Here is a 16226-nt window from a genome sequence, read left to right on the forward strand (position 1 = left end):
AGAAAAACCGCCGAGGCGCTGGCCTTCTGGAATGGATCGGCTCGGGGTGCGTTGTTTCGGCGGCATTGTGCCGCTGGCGGCGCCGCACAGTGTGACGCCGTCAAAATGAAAACTCCTGCCGCGGGGGAACCGGGGCAGGAGCCTATTGCGTAGGTTTAGGCGAAAGTCGCGGGATATTACGCGCCAAGACGTCCCATATGGGCGGCGACATCGGCCATCCGCGCCGAGAAGCCCCATTCGTTGTCGTACCATGCCAGCACCCGGACCAGCCGCTTGCCCGAGACCTTGGTCTGGTCGGGGGCGAAGATGGAGGATTGGGTGGTGTGGTTGAAGTCGATCGACACTTTCGGCTCCGGGTCATAGGCCATGACCATGCCCATGTAGCCCGATGCGGCCTCGCGCACGATTTCGTTGACGTCATTCACGGTCACGTCCTTGCCCGCGACAAAGGTCAGGTCCACGGCGCTGACGTTCGGGGTGGGGACGCGCATGGCCGTCCCGTCCAGCTTGCCCGCCAGTTCCGGCAGAACCTCGCCCAGGGCCTTTGCGGCACCGGTGGAGGTGGGGATCATCGCCATGGCGGCGGCGCGGGCGCGGTACAGGTCACTGTGGCGACGGTCCAGCGTCGGCTGGTCGCCGGTGTAGCTGTGGATGGTGGTCATCAGCCCGCTTTCGATGCCGATGGCGTCGTTCAGCACCTTGGCCAGCGGGGCAAGGCAGTTGGTGGTGCAGGACCCGTTCGACACCATCCCGTCGTCGGGCAGCAGGTCGCGGTGGTTGACGCCGTAGACGACTGTGCGGCCCACGTTCTTGGCCGGGGCCGAGATCAGCACCTTCTTCGCGCCGCGATCCAGGTGGACCTTCGATTTCAGGCCGTCGTTGAATTTGCCGGTGCATTCCAGAACCACGTCGACCCCGGACCAGTCCAGCTCTTCGGGGTTGTAGGTGGACATTACCTCGATCGGGCCACGGCCAAGGTCCATCGTGTTGCCGTTCACCCGGACATCGCCGCCGAACCGGCCGTGAACGCTGTCGTAGCGCAGCAGGTGGGCGTTGGTTTCGATCGGGCCGGTGGCGTTGATCTTGACCACTTGCACATCGTTGCGGGCGCTTTCCGCGATATGGGCGAGGGTGCAGCGTCCGATGCGGCCGAAGCCATTGATGCCGACGGTGACGGTCATGGGGGCGTCCTTTCGAGCATGCCTTAGGTTGGGGCCTCGTTAGTCGGTCATGCCGCATGTGCAAAGAATAAAATTCAATCCCGCCAATATGTTAACGGTAACAGGTCCAATCGGTCACAGGTGCGCGCTAACGGTTAGCGCGAACATGGGCGCATCGAGTTTGGGCTTGCGTCAGAGGTGAGTCGCGTTAGGAAAGGTGACAGTACATGTATGAGGGCAGGACATGAGCGGACTTCTGGCGCTTCTGGACGATGTAGCGGCGATCGCAAAGGTTGCGGCGGCGAGCGTGGATGATGTGGCCGGAATGGCGGCCAAGGCGGGGTCCAAGGTGGCTGGCGTCGTCATCGACGATGCCGCGGTCACCCCGAAATACGTGCACGGCTTCGATGCCAAGCGCGAGCTGCCGATCATCTGGCGCATCACCAAAGGGTCGCTGTTCAACAAACTGGTGATTCTGTTGCCGCTGGCCCTGATCCTGAACGCCTTTGCGCCGTGGATGGTGACGCCGCTGTTGATGCTGGGCGGGGCCTACCTGTGTTTTGAAGGCGCCGAGAAGGTGTTTCATTGGCTGTTCCCGCATGGCGACGCCCATGTGGAGGCGGACCTTGACGTCAAGGACCCGGCCCATCTGGAAGAAGAACGGGTGAAGGGTGCGATCAAGACCGATTTCATCCTCTCCGCCGAGATCATGACCATCACCCTGTCGGCGATCGAAGCCGACGGCTTCTGGATGGAGGCGGCGACGCTGGCTGTCGTGGCGGTGGCGATCACGCTGGTAGTCTATGGGTCGGTCGCGCTGATCGTGAAGATGGACGACATTGGCCTCTATACCGCCGCGACCGCCCGTACCCGGTTCGGCCAGAACCTTGGCCGGGGGTTGGTCAAGGCGATGCCGCGCCTGATGAAGGTTCTGTCCATCATCGGCACGGTGGCGATGCTGTGGGTTGGCGGGTCGATCATCGTGCACGGGCTGGAAGTGACCCACCTGTGGGCCTGGCCCTATGAGACGATCCACCATTGGGCCGAGATGGCGGCGCATGGGGTGTCCGCATCGTGGCAGGGGTTCGCCTCATGGGCGGTCACGGCTTTCAGCGACGGGGTGATCGGTCTGGCCCTTGGCCTTCTGCTAATCCCGGTGGTGACCCGAGTGATCGGGCCGGTCATGGCGCGGTTCAGCGGGAAACCCGCCGCACATTAATTCCGGGCCAGCAGGCTGTTCACGGTATAGACCTGCGCGACAGCGTCCTCTTCGAAGGGGCGCCAGATCGGGTCGCGGTAGACGCATCCCAACCCGCAGACCTGCCGGGCCGTCCGGGTCGCATAGTCCACATGCCAGACCCGCCCACCGGGGGTCGAAATATATCCGTCCATCCCGAAATCGAAATCGCTTTGCAGGTCGGCGACCGAGGGAACCTCGTTGTCATAGGCAAAGGAATAGGAGCCGTGGGTGTGGTAGCTGGCAAAGATGCGCGGGTCGTCGGGGATGGAATAGTCGCAGCTTGCGAAGGTGCCGCGCACGGGCGGTGAGGCCGCGAAACTGCCGTCCGGGTTCACAAGGAAATAGCCGCAAAATTCCCGCTGCTCGCGGATCGAGATGCGCTGCAATTCGTCAAGGAACGACCGGGCAAAGGCGGCAGCCGCCGCTTCGGGCGGGTTCGGGACGGGGATGCGGCGTTGTGGCTGGACCTGACCACCGGTCGGGCGGTTTTCAACCACTTCCCCCTTGGGGGAAATCGGCGCAGGCCCGCCAACATAGCTTGCGTCGCAAGCTGCGAGGGCAAAGGCGGAAAGCGCGGTGAAGGCTATGGTCCGGATCATCGCGCTTTCCTGTCGTTTTGGTGTCAGCCCAGCAGGGCCTTGGCCTTGTCTGCGGCCGCTTCGGCGGTGATGCCGAACTTTTCGTAGAGGACGGTATCGGGGGCAGAGGCACCAAAGCCTTCCATCCCGATGAAGCCGGCCTTGGCCTCACGCCCGCGTTCACCCAGCAAGAGCGCATCCCAGCCCTGACGCACGCCCGCCTCGATCGCGACGCGGACCGGCCCGGCGGGCAGCACCTTGCGGCGATAGGCTTCGTCCTGCGCGGCGAAGAGTTCCATGCAAGGGACCGAGACGACACGGGTGCCGATGCCTTCGGCCTCAAGCGCGTCGCGCGCCTTCAGCGCGATGCTGACCTCGGAACCGGTGGCCATCAGGATCACCTGACGCTTGCCGGTGGCTTCGCCCAGAACATAGGCCCCGCGCGACACGAGGTTCTGCGATTTGTATTCGGTCCGCACGGTCGGCAGGTTCTGCCGCGACAGGGCCAGAACCGTCGGGGTCGACGTCTGGGTCATGGCGATTTCCCAGGCCTCGGCGGTTTCGGCGGTATCGGCGGGGCGGATCACCAGCATATTCGGTGTGGCCCGCAGCATGGCCAGATGTTCGACCGGTTGGTGGGTCGGGCCGTCTTCGCCAAGTCCGATGCTGTCATGGGTCATGACATAGGTGACCGGAACGCCCATCAGGGCCGACAGGCGCATCGCCCCACGGGCGTAGTCGGTGAAGCACATGAACGTCCCGCCATAGGGCCGGGTGCCGCCATGCAGCGCCATGCCGTTCATCGCCGCGGCCATCCCGTGTTCGCGGATGCCGTAATAGACATAGCGACCCTTGCGGTCGGTCGGGTGGAAGACACCCATATCGGCGGTCTTGGTGTTGTTGGACCCGGTCAGGTCCGCGGACCCGCCGATGGTTTCCTTCATCACCGGGTTGATCACCGCCAGCGCCAGTTCCGACGACTTGCGGGTCGCGACCTTGGGTTGGTCCTCGGCGACCTGCTTTTTCATGCTGCGCACGACCGAGGCAAGTTTCTTCGGGGCCTCAGCGGCGTAGGCGCGGTTGAATTCGGCCTGACGGCTGAGCGACAGGGTCTGGAATTCCGCTTCCCATGCGGCGCGGGCACCGGCGCCACGGGCGCCCATGGCTTCCCAGCCGGCCTTGACCTCTGCCGGGATCTCGAACGGGCCGTAGGGCCAGCCATAGGCCTCTTTCGCGGCCTTCAGCTGGGCGGCATCGGTCAGGGCGCCGTGCCCCTTGGATGTGTCCTGTGCGGCGTGGCCAAGGGCGATGTGGGTCTTGCAGGCAATCATCGACGGACGCGGATCGGCCTTGGCGGCGGTGATGGCGGCGTCAATGGCTTCGGGGTCGTGGCCGTCGATTTCCTGCACATGCCAGCCAGACGCCTTGAAACGGGCGACCTGATCGGTCTTGTCGGAAATATCGACGGTGCCGTCGATGGTGATGTTGTTGTTGTCCCAGAAGACGATCAGGTGGTCGAGTTCCTGCATCCCGGCAAGGCCGATGGCTTCCTGGCTGACGCCTTCCATCAGGCAGCCGTCCCCGGCCATGACATAGGTGTAGTGATCGACGATCTTCTTGCCGTAGCGGGCGCGCTGGTTGGCTTCGGCGATGGCGAAACCGACCGAGTTGGCAATGCCCTGACCCAGCGGGCCGGTGGTGGTTTCGATGCCGCGGGCATGGCCGTATTCCGGGTGGCCGGCGGTCTTGGCGCCCCACTGGCGGAAATTCTTGATTTCGTCGAGGGTGATGTCCTCGTAGCCGGTCAGGTAGAGCAGCGAATAGAGCAGCATGGACCCGTGGCCGGCGGACAGGATGAACCGGTCGCGGTCCGGCCAGTTCGGGGCCTTGGGATCAAAGCGCAGGTGCTTCTCGAACAGAACCGTCGCCACATCGGCCATGCCCATCGGCATGCCGGAGTGGCCGGAGTTCGCGGCAGCCACGGCATCAAGCGTGAGCGTGCGGATGGCGGCGGCTTTCATCCAATGATCGGGGTGCGCGGTGCGCAGGGTGGCAATATCCACGGGCTGTTCCTCTGCTGGATCGCAAAATGTCGCAAGCGTCATAGCAGGCAAGGGCGCAAGATCAAGCCGCAGCGGGCTGCCCTTATGCCGCAACGGGCGAATATGCCGGGATATTTGCGGGGCTGGGGGGGATCGCATAGGCTTTTCAAAAGCGGTTCGATTCGGCCCGGTCGACGCTGGGCGACCTGGGCCGACGAAAAACGGGCATCAAGGACAGGCAGATGAGCGAGATTTCAGATTTCGAAAGCAGGATTGCCGCGGCGCTTGACCGGATCCGATACAGTGCAGAGCGGCTGACGCGGCCGGTCCAGACGGAGCATGCAGAGCCTGCCGATCATTGGCCCCATGACCCGCAAGACGCGGACCCGGCCGCCGCGCCGGCCGAGGCAGGGCCGGACCCGCGTGTGGCCGAGTTGGAAAAGAAGCTGGAGGAAGAGCGGCTTGCCAATGCCCAGCTGGAAGAGCGGGTGCGGGCGTTGAAAGAGCGGCAGGATGGCCGTGTGGCCGAGCTTGAAGCCGCGGCCGAAGGCAACCTTGCCAAACTGGCCCGGTTCGAAAAGGACATCAACCGCCTGCGCGAGGTGAACGCCGAGCTGCGCGCCAACAATGGCCGCCTGCGCGAGGCGCTGGAGGACGGGATCACCGAGCCGGAGTTGATCAACCGCGCCATGGCCGCCGAACTGGACGCGCTGCGCGCGCTGCGGCAGGCAGACGCGACCGAAGTGGACGCCGTGCTGGATGAACTTCGGCCGCTGATAGAGGGGGCAAGCTGATGCCGCACGTGGAAATCAGGATCGGGGGCCGCAGTTTCGAAGTGGCCTGTCAGGACGGCGAGGAGCAATTCCTGCACGCCGCTGCCGCCATGCTGGATACCGAGGCCGCAGCACTGTCGTCGCAGATCGGGCGGATGCCGGAATCGCGGATGCTGCTGATGGCGGGGCTGATGCTGGCGGATAAGACCGCGGGGCTGGAGGACAGGCTGCGAGAGGCCGAGACCCGCACGGCGGAGGCGCTGGCTGAACTGACCCGGCTGAAGGAAAACCCGCAGAAGGTGGAGGTGCCGATCGTTCCGGCCTCGGTCACGGAAACGCTGGCCGAACTTGCCGCGCGGGCGGAATCCCTTGCTGACGAGATCGAGGAACGGGTCGACTCATGAGCCTTCTGACCTTCGGAAACCCGGTTTTCGCTGTCTTCGCAATCTGCGCGGCGCTTGGGGTTCTAAAGGTTATGGGGCAGGGGTGGTGGACCGTGCGCCAGATGTTCGCGGTCAATGGCGGCTATGCGACCCCGGAAGACGCGGACGCCGGACTGATCAACCCGGACCCGCGCCCCGGGCAGCTTGATCCGCATGAACCGGTCGAACGGTCCCGCCGGATGCACCGCAATGATCTTGAAAACATCCCGGCCTTCTGGGTTGCGGGGCTGTTGTTCACGATGACGGACCCGGTGGCCTGGGTCGCATACATCCTGATGGTTGGGTTCGTCGTGGCGCGGGCCGGGCACGCCTTCGCCTATTGGACCGCAAAGGGGCACGACTTGCGCGCCACCTTCTACACCCTCGGGTCCTTGTCCGTCATTGCGATGGGTGTTTGGGTTGCGGTGGTTGGCGTAATGTCGCTGTGACGCACGCGGCCGAAGTGCCGCAAGTCTTGTCCTGAAACGAAAACGGGGGGCCAAAGCCCCCCGAATATCTTGCCGCTCCAACGCTTGCCTTACTGGTTCGCAGCGCGGATCTGGTCGGCCTTTTCCTTGTCGTAAGCGACACCGTGCTGTTCGAACAGCTGGTCCAGCTCGCCCGAGAGGGTCATTTCCGTCACGATATCGCAGCCGCCGACGAATTCGCCCTTTACGTAAAGCTGGGGGATGGTCGGCCAGTCGGAATATTCCTTGATCCCCTGACGGATGCCTTCGTCGGCCAGAACGTTCACGTCCTTGTAGTCGACCCCCATGAAATTCAGCACGCCCGCCACGCGGGACGAAAACCCGCATTGCGGCATGGAGGCGGTGCCCTTCATGAACAGCACGACATCGTTGCCGGTCACGGTTTCCTTGATCTGGTCTTCAGCGCTCATCTTGATGTTCCTGTCATTCGGGGGCTTTGGTGGTCAGGGCCAGTGCGTGCAATTCGCCGTTGGACCCGTCCATCTTGCCCTTGAGCGCGGCATAGACCGCGCGTTGCTGCTGCACCCGGTTCATGCCGCGAAAGCTTTCGTCGACCACAAGTGCTGCGAAATGCGCCCCGTCATCACCCTGCACGGTAATCTGCGCATCGGGGAAACTCTCGCGGATCAGGTGTTCGATCTCTTCGGCGGTGATGGCCATCTTGGTGCTCTCCTCGTCTTCTTCCCAGATGTAGAGCGGGGCAGGAGGGGCCGCAAGGGGGCGGCCCCGGTTGCCTAGCCGAACGCGGCTTCAAAACTGCCGCGGAAGATCGCGGACAGCTCGTCCAGCGCGGCCTCGCTGCTGCCGAAACGCACCTTGTCGCCGCCGAAACGTCCGACCGTGGTGATCGGCACGCCCGCGGCGCCGGCCTCGGTCATCAGGGCTTCGGCCTTGTCGAAGGAACAGGCGATCAGGTAGCGGGCCTGATCCTCGCCAAACAGGGTCGGGGTATCGTCCGCGTCCACCGTCACGCCGACACCCGCGGCCTCGGCCATTTCGAAGGCGGCCAGCGCCAGCCCGCCGTCGGCGATGTCGGAACAGGCGTCGATCAGCGCGTGGTTGGCACGAATGAAATCCCCGTGCTTGCGCTCCGCGTTCAGGTCCACATGGGGCGCGTCGCCGTCTTCGCGGTTGAAGACCTCTGCCAGCAGGGCGGTTTGGCCAAGGTGACCCTTGGTTTCGCCGATCATCAGCAGAACATGCCCGTCCCGCGCGGTCCCGGCGATTAGTTCCTCGGGGGAGGAGATCAGGCCAACGGCGCAGATCGTCGGGGTCGGCAGGATGCCTTGCCCGTCGGTTTCGTTATACAGCGACACGTTGCCCGAAACAATCGGGGTGTCCAGCGCAAGGCAGGCCTCGCCAATGCCGCGCAGGGCGCCGACGAACTGGCCCATGATTTCCGGCTTTTCGGGGTTGCCGAAGTTCAGGTTGTCGGTGGTGGCCAAGGGTTTGGCCCCGACCGCGCAAAGGTTGCGGAAGGCTTCGGCCACGGCCTGCTTCCCGCCCTCGACCGCGTTCGCCTTGACGTAGCGCGGGGTCACGTCCGACGTGAAGGCGAGCGATTTCTGGGTGCCGTGCACCCGCACGACGCCCGCGCCAAGGCCCGGCGCCTGCGTGGTGTCACCCATCACGCGGCTGTCGTATTGTTCATAGACCCACTGCTTCGACGCATAGTTGGGCGAAGCGATCAGCGCCTTCAGCCCGTCGATCGGGTCGACACCCGGCACGTCGTCCATGTCGGCGTTGACCACGGGTTCGTTCCACGGCCGGTCGTATTCCGGGGCAGAGCCGGCCAGACGGGCCAGCGGCAGATCGGCCTTGCATTCGCCCCCGTGCATGATCAGGAACCGGTCTTCGGGGATGGTTTCGCCGACGATGGCGAAATCGAGGTCCCATTTTTCGAAGACCGCGCGCGCCTCGGCCTCTTTCTCCGGGCGCAGCACCATCAGCATCCGTTCCTGGGATTCCGACAGCATCATTTCGTAGGCGGTCATGCCCTCTTCGCGCTGTGGCACGTTGTCGAGGTCGAGCCGGATGCCCAAGCCCCCCTTGTCGCCCATTTCAACGGCAGAGCAGGTCAGCCCCGCCGCGCCCATGTCCTGAATCGAGATCACGGCGCCGGTCTGCATCAGTTCCAGCGTAGCCTCCATCAGGCGCTTTTCGGTGAAGGGGTCGCCGACCTGAACGGTGGGACGCTTTTCTTCAATGGTGTCGTCAAACTCGGCACTGGCCATGGTTGCGCCGCCAACACCGTCGCGCCCGGTCTTGGCGCCAAGGTAGACCACGGGCATCCCCACGCCAGAGGCGGCGGAGTAGAAGATCTTGTCGGCATCGGCCAGACCGGCGGCAAAGGCGTTCACAAGGCAGTTGCCGTTATAGGCCGGGTGAAACCGGACCTCGCCCCCGATGGTCGGGACGCCAAAGCAGTTGCCGTAGCCGCCCACGCCTTCGACAACGCCATGCACCAGCTGGCGGGTCTTGGGGTGGTCCTTTTCCCCGAACGAGAGAGAGTTCATCGCCGCAATCGGCCGCGCCCCCATGGTGAACACGTCGCGCAGGATACCGCCAACACCCGTCGCCGCGCCCTGATAGGGTTCGATGTAGGAGGGGTGGTTGTGGCTTTCCATCTTGAAGACCACGGCCTGCCCGTCGCCGATATCCACGACGCCCGCGTTTTCGCCGGGGCCGCAGATGACCTGCGGGCCTTCGGTGGGCAGGGTGCGCAGCCATTTCTTCGACGACTTGTAGGAACAATGTTCGTTCCACATCGCCGAAAAGATGCCAAGCTCGGTAAAGGTTGGTTCCCGGTTCAGGATGCGCAGGATCTCGTCGTATTCGTCGGGCTTGAGCCCGTGTGCGGCGATAAGATCAGCGGTGATCTGCGGTTCCTGCATGGTGGTCCCCCGGGGCTGTGCTGGAATTGGCGCCCTAATAGGGCAAGCGAGCCAAGGGGGGAAGGGCCGTGGCGCCGCACCAGCGCGTTTTTTCACAGTGCACAATGCTTTGGCACAAAAAAAATTGCCGGGCACAAGGCCCGGCAAGTCCAACAGGGAGGTATGAAGTTGATGAGCGTTTCAGCATCACCGGCTTCGAGATTTCAGATAGGGTCGCTTCAGTAGGCAATCAAGGAAAAAACGGCCACAAAACGACATGCCCGATATGCACCGATTGCATAGCTCGACGTCAGGTCTCCTCCGCCAGAACGCGCATCCGGCGGCGATGGGCAAAAATCTCGTCCTGCACGAAGTCGCGGAAGGCCGAAACGCGCTTCGACTGGCGCAGCTCTTCGGGGTAGGCAAGGAACACGGGAACCTCACCGGATTCAACGTCAGGCAAGACCCGGATCAGGTTCGGGAAATCCTCGGTCAGGTAATCGGGCAGAACGCCGACACCGACATTCGCCAGAATGGCCTGAAGCGCGCCGAAGTAGTTGTTCACGGTCAGCAGGCTTTGCGGTTCGAACGTCAGAAGGTGCTGGACCAAGGTCGACCCGGCCGACACCTGGAACGAATTGGGTGACTGGCAGATCAGCCGGTGGTTCGGCATGTCCGACAGGGAATCGATGGGTTTGTGGGAATCAAGATAGTCCTGCGACGCGTAAAGGCGCATCCGCACGCTCATCAGCTTCTTACGGATCAGGTCGGCCTGGCTGGGCTCTTTCATGCGGATCGCCACGTCGGCCTCGCGCATGGGCAGGTCCAGCACCCGTTCTTCCAGCATCAGGTCGATCTTCAGGTCAGGATACATTTCATACAGCTTGTGCAGACGCGGGGCGAGCCACAGCGTGCCGAAGCCCGTCGTGGTCGTCACCTTCAATTCGCCGAACACCTCTTCTTCGCTGTCGCGGATGCGGGCAGCGGCGGCGTCCAACCGTTTCAGCATGGATTTCGTCGCGTCGAACAGAAGTTCGCCCTGTTCGGTAAGAATCAGGCCCCGCGCGTGGCGGTGAAACAGGGTGGTGTTCAGCGACTCTTCCAGCGCGCGGATCTGGCGGGACACGGCGGATTGGCTCAGGTGCAGTGTATCGCCCGCATGGGTCAGGCTGCCCGCATCGGCCACCGCGTGAAATATTCTTAGCTTGTCCCAGTCCATGACGTTTCCCTGTTGTCGCCGTTACCGCTCGCGAAGTTTCATCTGTTACTTTGGCTAACATGCCTCATGCAACTATAAGTGTCAGGTGTTTATCGGGAAAAGAGGGCGGAAAATCCCCTTGGTAGGTCAGCAATTTTGACCTATAATGGGGGGAGGACCACAGACCGTCAGGGAGGACGCCATGACCCGGGCCGAAATCAGTCTTCACGACAAATACGATCTGGAAAAGCGGCAGGTGCTGCTGAACGGGACGCAGGCGCTGGTCCGGCTGATGCTGATGCAGAAGGCGCGGGACGCGCGGGCCGGGGCGAACACGGCGGGCTATGTGACGGGCTATCGCGGCTCGCCCCTTGGGGCGGTGGATCTGCAGATGGCAAAAGCCAAGACCGATCTCGATGCCGCGCAGATCACCTTTCAGCCGGGTTTGAACGAAGACCTTGCCGCAACAGCACTTTGGGGGACGCAGCAGGCGGAATTGCGGGGCGAGGGCAAATACGACGGCGTGTTCGGCCTGTGGTATGGCAAAGGCCCGGGCGTGGACCGGTCGGGCGACGTGATGAAACACGCCAATATGGCGGGCACCTCGCCGCTGGGCGGGGTCATCATGGCGATGGGGGACGACCACACCGGCGAAAGCTCAACCGTCTGCCACCAGTCCGATTGGGCCATGGTCGATGCCTATATGCCGGTTCTGTCCCCCGCCGGGGTTCAGGAAATCCTTGACTACGGGCTCTATGGCTATGCGCTGTCGCGCTATTCCGGGCTTTGGGTCGGGCTGAAGACGATGAAGGACACGGTCGAGGTGACCTCGGTCGTGGATGGCGATCCGCACCGCCTGTCCTTCGTGACGCCGGACGATTTCCCGATGCCCGCGGACGGGTTGAACATCCGCCTTGGCGATCACTGGATCGCACAAGAGGCGCGGATGATCGACCACAAGAGGTTCGCCGCCGAAGCCTTTGCCCGCGCTAATAAAATTGATCGCAGGGTCTGGGGCAAACCCGGCGCGAAAATCGGGTTTGTCGCCGCAGGCAAGAACTGGCTTGACCTTGTGCACGCGCTGCAAATGCTGGGTCTGGACGAGGCCGAGGCCGAACGGCTGGGGATCACCACATATAAGGTCGGGCAGACCTTCCCGCTGGATATGACCAGCTTCCACGAATGGGCCGAAGGGCTGGACCTGATCGTGGTGGTCGAAGAAAAACGCAAGCTGATCGAGGTGCAGGTCAAGGAAGCGATCTTTGACGACCGGCGCGGTCGGCGCGTCTATGGCTGGCACAAGGGCGACACCTGGGAACATGGACGGCAGGTGGAACTTTTCCCGACCCGGATGTCGCTGGACCCGGTGCTGATTGCCGAACGGATCGGGGATATCCTGATCGAGGAGGGGCGCGGCACCGATCGGGTCAAATCCGCGCTGGAGGCGCTACAAACCGCCAAGACGGCCGACAACGCCCCCGAGATCGCCAGCCGGACGCCGTATTTCTGTGCCGGCTGTCCGCACAACACCTCGACCCGGCTCCCGGATGGGTCGCGCGCCTATGCCGGGATCGGCTGTCATATCATGGCGCTTTGGATGGACCGCGAAACCAGCGGCTACACCCATATGGGCGGCGAAGGGGCCAATTGGGTGGGCGAGGCGCCGTTTTCCACGCGCGACCATGTGTTTCAGAACCTTGGCGATGGCACCTACAACCACTCGGGCCTGATGGCGATCCGCTTTGCCGTCGCGGCGGGCACGAACATCACCTACAAGATCCTCTATAACGATGCTGTCGCCATGACCGGCGGGCAGCAGAACGAAGGGGATCTGAGCGCGGAACAGATCTGCCGCGAGCTTCAGGCGATGGGCGTGAAGAACGTGGCGCTCGTCCATGATCCGAAAGAGGAAATTGACCTTTCGGTCTTTCCTTCCGGGTTGATGATCCACGAACGGGATGAATTGCCCGCTGTCATGGAAAAGATGCGCAATATCAAAGGTGTATCGGCCATTGTTTATGTTCAGACCTGCGCCGCCGAAAAACGGCGCCGCCGCAAGCGGGGCAAGTTTCCCGATCCGGACAAGCGGGTCTTCATCAACACCAATATCTGTGAAGGCTGCGGCGACTGCGGCGTACAGTCGAACTGCGTCGCCATCGTTCCGGTCGAAACCGAACTGGGCCGCAAGCGCGCGGTGGACCAGTCCGCCTGCAATAAGGATTTCAGCTGTCTCAAGGGGTTCTGCCCCTCTTTTGTGACGATCGAAGGCGCAAAGCCGAAAAAGGCGGCCACCGCCCAGCTTGACCTGCCGGATATGCCCGAGGCTGATTTCGGGCCGATCGCTGGCACCCATAACGTGGTCATCACCGGGGTCGGCGGCACCGGGGTTGTCACCATTGGCGCGATCCTTGCGATGGCCGCCCATGTGGACGGCAAGGGTGCGGGCATGATGGAAATGGCCGGGTTGGCGCAGAAGGGCGGCGCCGTTCACATTCATTGCCGTTTGGCGGAAAACCCTAGCGATATCAGTGCGATCCGGGTCGCAACGGGCGAATGCGACGCCCTGATCGGTGGCGATCTGGTGGTCAGCGCAGGGGCCAAGACACTTGGCCTGCTGCGTCCGGGCACCGCCCGTGCCGTGGTCAACAGCCATGACATCACCACCGGGGAATTCACCCGCAATCCGGATTTCCGCATCCCGACCGAAGATCTGACCCTGTCCTTGCAGGCCCGGCTTCAGGACCGTTTGGCGCTGTTCGATGCCTCGGCCCTTGCCGCCGCCCTGTTGGGGGATTCCATCTATTCCAACATGATGGTCTTTGGCGCCGCCTGGCAGGCGGGGGCGATCCCGCTGTCACGCAAGGCGATCCATCGGGCGATCGAGCTGAACGGGGCCGGGGTGGAGGCCAATATCCGCGCCTTTGAGATGGGGCGTTGGGCGTTTCTTCATCCCGAAGATGTGGTTAGAATGATCGGCGAAGGACCGGTCGAAAAGCCATTGACCTTGCAGGAAAAAATCGACTTCCGGGCAGAGGCGCTGACGGTCTATCAAGGCCCGGCACTGGCCCGCAAGTATCGTGATTTCGTGGCCCGGTTCGATAGCCCCGCGATGAAAGAGGCCGTGGCCAAGTCCTATCACAAACTCTTGGCCTACAAGGATGAATACGAAGTCGCCCGGATGCATCTGGACACCGAAGCGAAGGCGCGAGAGGCCTTTGATGGTGACCTGCGCCTGTCCTATCACCTTGCCCCGCCGATCCTTGGCGGGACGGGGGCAGACGGACGCCCGAAGAAACGGCAATTCGGCCCGTCCACGCGGATGCTGTTCAAACTTCTTGCCCGGATGAAGGGGCTGCGCGGCACGCCGTTGGACATCTTCGGCTATACGTCGGAGCGGCGGACGGAACGCGCCCTGATTGCCCTGTTCGAAGCGGATATGGATCGGGTTCTCGCTCTTGGGGGCCGTGTGAATGCGGATGCCGCGCTGGCGCTTGCCGCGCTTCCGCAGACGATCCGTGGATTTGGTCCGGTCAAGGCCGCAAACATCGAAAAGGCCGCGAAACAGCGCGACAATTTGCTGGCCGCGCTGGAATCCGGCCCGGAAAAACTGGCGGCGGAGTAGCTGTCACAAGGCTGAAACTTTCGCTGGATAACCTAGCGTCAACCGCACTAGAACATGCGCGACGATTCAGCCTTGGATTGCCCGATGAACGACCGCCAGATCGCCCGTGACATCAGCTATGCCAGCGCCGTGCAAAGCCGAAAGGCACGCGCGGTGGTCCGGGTGATGGAGAACGCCACGGGCCGGCTGCGCCTGATCCGCAAGGCGCGGGGCTATCAGGAGGAGGTGGCGCGGGGCCGGGATTTCTGGGCGGTGCTGTTCGACCGTTACGGGCTGAGCCTTGAGATCGTGGGTGGCAGCCTTGACAACATCCCCGAGACCGGGCCGCTGGTGGTGGTGGCGAACCACCCCTATGGCATCCTGGACGGGCTGACGATGGGGCGGATCCTGTCCGAGCGACGCGGGGGTGATTTCAAGATCTTGGCGAATAGCGTCTTTTGTCGCTCGCCCGATCTGCAGCGGGTGATCCTGCCAATCTCCTTTGACGAGACGAAAGAGGCGGCCAAGACCAACCTTGAAACCCGGGCAGAGGCGCAACGCTATCTGGCCGAAGGGGGCGCGGTCGGCGTGTTTCCCGGCGGCACGGTGTCCACCGCGGCCCGCCTGTTCGCGCCGCCGATGGACCCCAGCTGGCGCAATTTCACCGCCAAGATGGTGCAGCGGTCTGGCGCCGTGGTCGTGCCGATCTTCTTTGAGGGGCGCAACAGCCGCTTGTTCCAACTGGCCAGTCGGCTGCATAGCACCCTGCGTTTGGGGATGCTGATCCGCGAATTTCGCGCCCGTGTCGGCACCCCTGTCCGGGTCGTGATCGGTGCGCCGATCCCCGCCGAACGGCTGGCCGAATTCAAAGGCGATTCAAAAGCCTGCATGGATTTCCTGCGCAAAGCGACGTATGAGCTGAGTCCTGATCCGGTTGATCCCAACCGCGTCGGCTATGAATTCGAGGCGAAATACAAAGGGCGCGGCAATGGCGGTCGGAGTTTTTGACAGTGGTTTGGGCGGGCTGACGGTTCTGGACGCGGTGCAAAAGCGCCTGCCGGATGTGCCGTTCGTCTACTTCGCTGACAGCGCCCATGCGCCCTATGGGGTGCGGGACGCCGATGACATCTATGAGCTGACGACCGCCGCCGTGCAGCGGCTGTGGGACGCAGGCTGTGATCTGGTGATTCTGGCCTGTAACACTGCCAGTGCCGCCGCCCTGCGCCGGATGCAGGAAAGTTTCATTCCGCGTGACAAGCGGGTTTTGGGCGTCTTCGTGCCGTTGATCGAGGCGCTGACCGAACGTAACTGGGGCGACAATTCCCCGCCGCGCGAGGTTGCGGTGAAGCATGTGGCGCTGTTCGCCACGCCCGCCACCGTGCGCAGCCGCGCGTTTCAGCGTGAACTCGCCTTTCGCGCCATCGGCGTCGATGTCGAGGCGCAGGCCTGTGGCGGTGTGGTCGACGCGATCGAAGAGGGCGACACGATTTTGGCAGAGGCGCTGGTGCGGTCCCATGTGGACGCGCTCTTGCGCAAGATGCCGGAACCCGATGCCGCGATCCTTGGCTGCACCCATTATCCGCTGATGGAAGAAACGTTTCAGGATGCGCTGGGGCAGGGGGTGAAAGTGTTCAGCCAGGCCAATCTGGTGGCCGAAAGCCTGGCCGATTACCTTGGGCGGCATCCGGCGATGATCGGGCCGGGGACCGAGAGCGGCTTCCTCACCACAGGCGATCCGCGCAAGGTGTCGGACCGGGCGACGCAGTTCCTGCGACGACAGGTCAGTTTTACCGCCGCCTGATGCGGCGCGGGCGCACATTGCCCAAAGCCATCACAGCCCCTAAATACCCT

General features: G+C 63.2%; 14 protein-coding genes. 7 read left to right on the top strand and 7 right to left on the bottom strand.

Going from position 1 to position 16226, the window contains the following annotated elements:
- Positions 1–176 precede the first annotated feature (176 nt).
- On the bottom strand, positions 177–1181 hold the full coding sequence (gap, locus tag EU803_RS06315) for a type I glyceraldehyde-3-phosphate dehydrogenase (protein ID WP_129680914.1): 1005 nt from the start codon (positions 1179–1181) through the stop codon (positions 177–179).
- A gap of 223 nt (positions 1182–1404) precedes the next feature.
- Here gap and EU803_RS06320 point away from each other — a divergent pair, with 223 nt between their 5' ends.
- Positions 1405–2379 (top strand): DUF808 domain-containing protein, encoded by a 975-nt coding sequence (locus EU803_RS06320; RefSeq protein WP_129680916.1) that lies wholly within the window; start codon positions 1405–1407, stop codon positions 2377–2379.
- Here EU803_RS06320 and EU803_RS06325 read toward each other — a convergent pair.
- Both EU803_RS06325 and tkt read right to left on the bottom strand, forming a co-directional pair.
- Positions 2376–2999, bottom strand: a complete 624-nt coding sequence (locus EU803_RS06325; protein WP_129680918.1) for a DUF4329 domain-containing protein — start codon at positions 2997–2999, stop codon at positions 2376–2378. The genes EU803_RS06320 and EU803_RS06325 overlap by 4 nt on opposite strands.
- A gap of 23 nt (positions 3000–3022) precedes the next feature.
- Positions 3023–5041, bottom strand: coding sequence for a transketolase (tkt, locus tag EU803_RS06330; protein ID WP_129681591.1), 2019 nt, complete (start codon positions 5039–5041; stop codon positions 3023–3025).
- Between the two features lie 221 nt (positions 5042–5262).
- Between tkt and EU803_RS06335 the strand changes: the two genes are divergently transcribed.
- From EU803_RS06335 to EU803_RS06345, 3 genes are read left to right on the top strand one after another with little or no spacing between them, the layout of a single operon-like run.
- Complete coding sequence (locus EU803_RS06335; protein WP_129680920.1) at positions 5263–5814, top strand: hypothetical protein; 552 nt, start codon at positions 5263–5265, stop codon at positions 5812–5814.
- Entirely contained in the window at positions 5814–6197 is a 384-nt protein-coding gene (locus tag EU803_RS06340) for a cell division protein ZapA (RefSeq protein ID WP_129680922.1), read from the top strand. Before EU803_RS06335 ends, EU803_RS06340 begins: the two co-directional genes overlap by 1 nt.
- Positions 6194–6664: an MAPEG family protein gene (locus EU803_RS06345; protein ID WP_129680924.1), complete on the top strand. Its 471-nt coding sequence runs from the start codon at positions 6194–6196 to the stop codon at positions 6662–6664. The genes EU803_RS06340 and EU803_RS06345 overlap by 4 nt, the downstream gene beginning before the upstream one ends.
- Positions 6665–6753: 89 nt before the next feature.
- On the opposite strand, the gene grxD is transcribed toward EU803_RS06345, so the two are convergent.
- From grxD to EU803_RS06365, 4 genes are all read right to left on the bottom strand, one after another.
- The gene (grxD, locus tag EU803_RS06350) at positions 6754–7113 is read right to left on the bottom strand and encodes a Grx4 family monothiol glutaredoxin (protein WP_129680926.1); all 360 of its coding nucleotides are present in this window, start codon (positions 7111–7113) and stop codon (positions 6754–6756) included.
- Positions 7114–7126: 13 nt separating this feature from the next.
- Positions 7127–7363, bottom strand: coding sequence for a BolA/IbaG family iron-sulfur metabolism protein (locus EU803_RS06355; RefSeq protein WP_129680928.1), 237 nt, complete (start codon positions 7361–7363; stop codon positions 7127–7129).
- Between the two features lie 74 nt (positions 7364–7437).
- Positions 7438–9597: a phosphoribosylformylglycinamidine synthase subunit PurL gene (gene purL, locus EU803_RS06360; RefSeq protein WP_129680930.1), complete on the bottom strand. Its 2160-nt coding sequence runs from the start codon at positions 9595–9597 to the stop codon at positions 7438–7440.
- Between the two features lie 289 nt (positions 9598–9886).
- The gene (locus EU803_RS06365) at positions 9887–10795 is read right to left on the bottom strand and encodes a LysR family transcriptional regulator (protein ID WP_129680932.1); all 909 of its coding nucleotides are present in this window, start codon (positions 10793–10795) and stop codon (positions 9887–9889) included.
- A gap of 181 nt (positions 10796–10976) precedes the next feature.
- Between EU803_RS06365 and EU803_RS06370 the strand changes: the two genes are divergently transcribed.
- From EU803_RS06370 to murI, 3 genes are all read left to right on the top strand, one after another.
- Positions 10977–14396, top strand: a complete 3420-nt coding sequence (locus EU803_RS06370) for an indolepyruvate ferredoxin oxidoreductase family protein (RefSeq protein WP_129680934.1) — start codon at positions 10977–10979, stop codon at positions 14394–14396.
- Positions 14397–14480: 84 nt separating this feature from the next.
- Positions 14481–15383, top strand: a complete 903-nt coding sequence (locus EU803_RS06375; RefSeq protein ID WP_129681593.1) for a lysophospholipid acyltransferase family protein — start codon at positions 14481–14483, stop codon at positions 15381–15383.
- The gene (gene murI, locus EU803_RS06380; RefSeq protein ID WP_129680936.1) at positions 15364–16176 is read left to right on the top strand and encodes a glutamate racemase; all 813 of its coding nucleotides are present in this window, start codon (positions 15364–15366) and stop codon (positions 16174–16176) included. Before EU803_RS06375 ends, murI begins: the two co-directional genes overlap by 20 nt.
- Positions 16177–16226 lie beyond the last annotated feature (50 nt).

The sequence above is a fragment of the Loktanella sp. IMCC34160 genome, assembly GCF_004145845.1.
In the GTDB taxonomy this organism is placed as follows: Bacteria; Pseudomonadota; Alphaproteobacteria; order Rhodobacterales; family Rhodobacteraceae; genus SELP01.

Bases quoted from the DNA above. Each gene is read 5' to 3' on its own strand.
- EU803_RS06370 (WP_129680934.1), top strand. From the start codon at position 10,977: ATGACCCGGGCCGAAATCAGTCTTCACGACAAATACGATCTGGAAAAG.
- EU803_RS06340 (WP_129680922.1), top strand. From the start codon at position 5,814: ATGCCGCACGTGGAAATCAGGATCGGGGGCCGCAGTTTCGAAGTGGCC.
- EU803_RS06365 (WP_129680932.1), bottom strand. From the start codon at position 10,795: ATGGACTGGGACAAGCTAAGAATATTTCACGCGGTGGCCGATGCGGGC.
- EU803_RS06335 (WP_129680920.1), top strand. From the start codon at position 5,263: ATGAGCGAGATTTCAGATTTCGAAAGCAGGATTGCCGCGGCGCTTGAC.
- gap (WP_129680914.1), bottom strand. From the start codon at position 1,181: ATGACCGTCACCGTCGGCATCAATGGCTTCGGCCGCATCGGACGCTGC.
- grxD (WP_129680926.1), bottom strand. From the start codon at position 7,113: ATGAGCGCTGAAGACCAGATCAAGGAAACCGTGACCGGCAACGATGTC.
- EU803_RS06325 (WP_129680918.1), bottom strand. From the start codon at position 2,999: ATGATCCGGACCATAGCCTTCACCGCGCTTTCCGCCTTTGCCCTCGCA.
- EU803_RS06355 (WP_129680928.1), bottom strand. From the start codon at position 7,363: ATGGCCATCACCGCCGAAGAGATCGAACACCTGATCCGCGAGAGTTTC.
- EU803_RS06375 (WP_129681593.1), top strand. From the start codon at position 14,481: ATGAACGACCGCCAGATCGCCCGTGACATCAGCTATGCCAGCGCCGTG.
- purL (WP_129680930.1), bottom strand. From the start codon at position 9,597: ATGCAGGAACCGCAGATCACCGCTGATCTTATCGCCGCACACGGGCTC.
- EU803_RS06345 (WP_129680924.1), top strand. From the start codon at position 6,194: ATGAGCCTTCTGACCTTCGGAAACCCGGTTTTCGCTGTCTTCGCAATC.
- EU803_RS06320 (WP_129680916.1), top strand. From the start codon at position 1,405: ATGAGCGGACTTCTGGCGCTTCTGGACGATGTAGCGGCGATCGCAAAG.
- murI (WP_129680936.1), top strand. From the start codon at position 15,364: ATGGCGGTCGGAGTTTTTGACAGTGGTTTGGGCGGGCTGACGGTTCTG.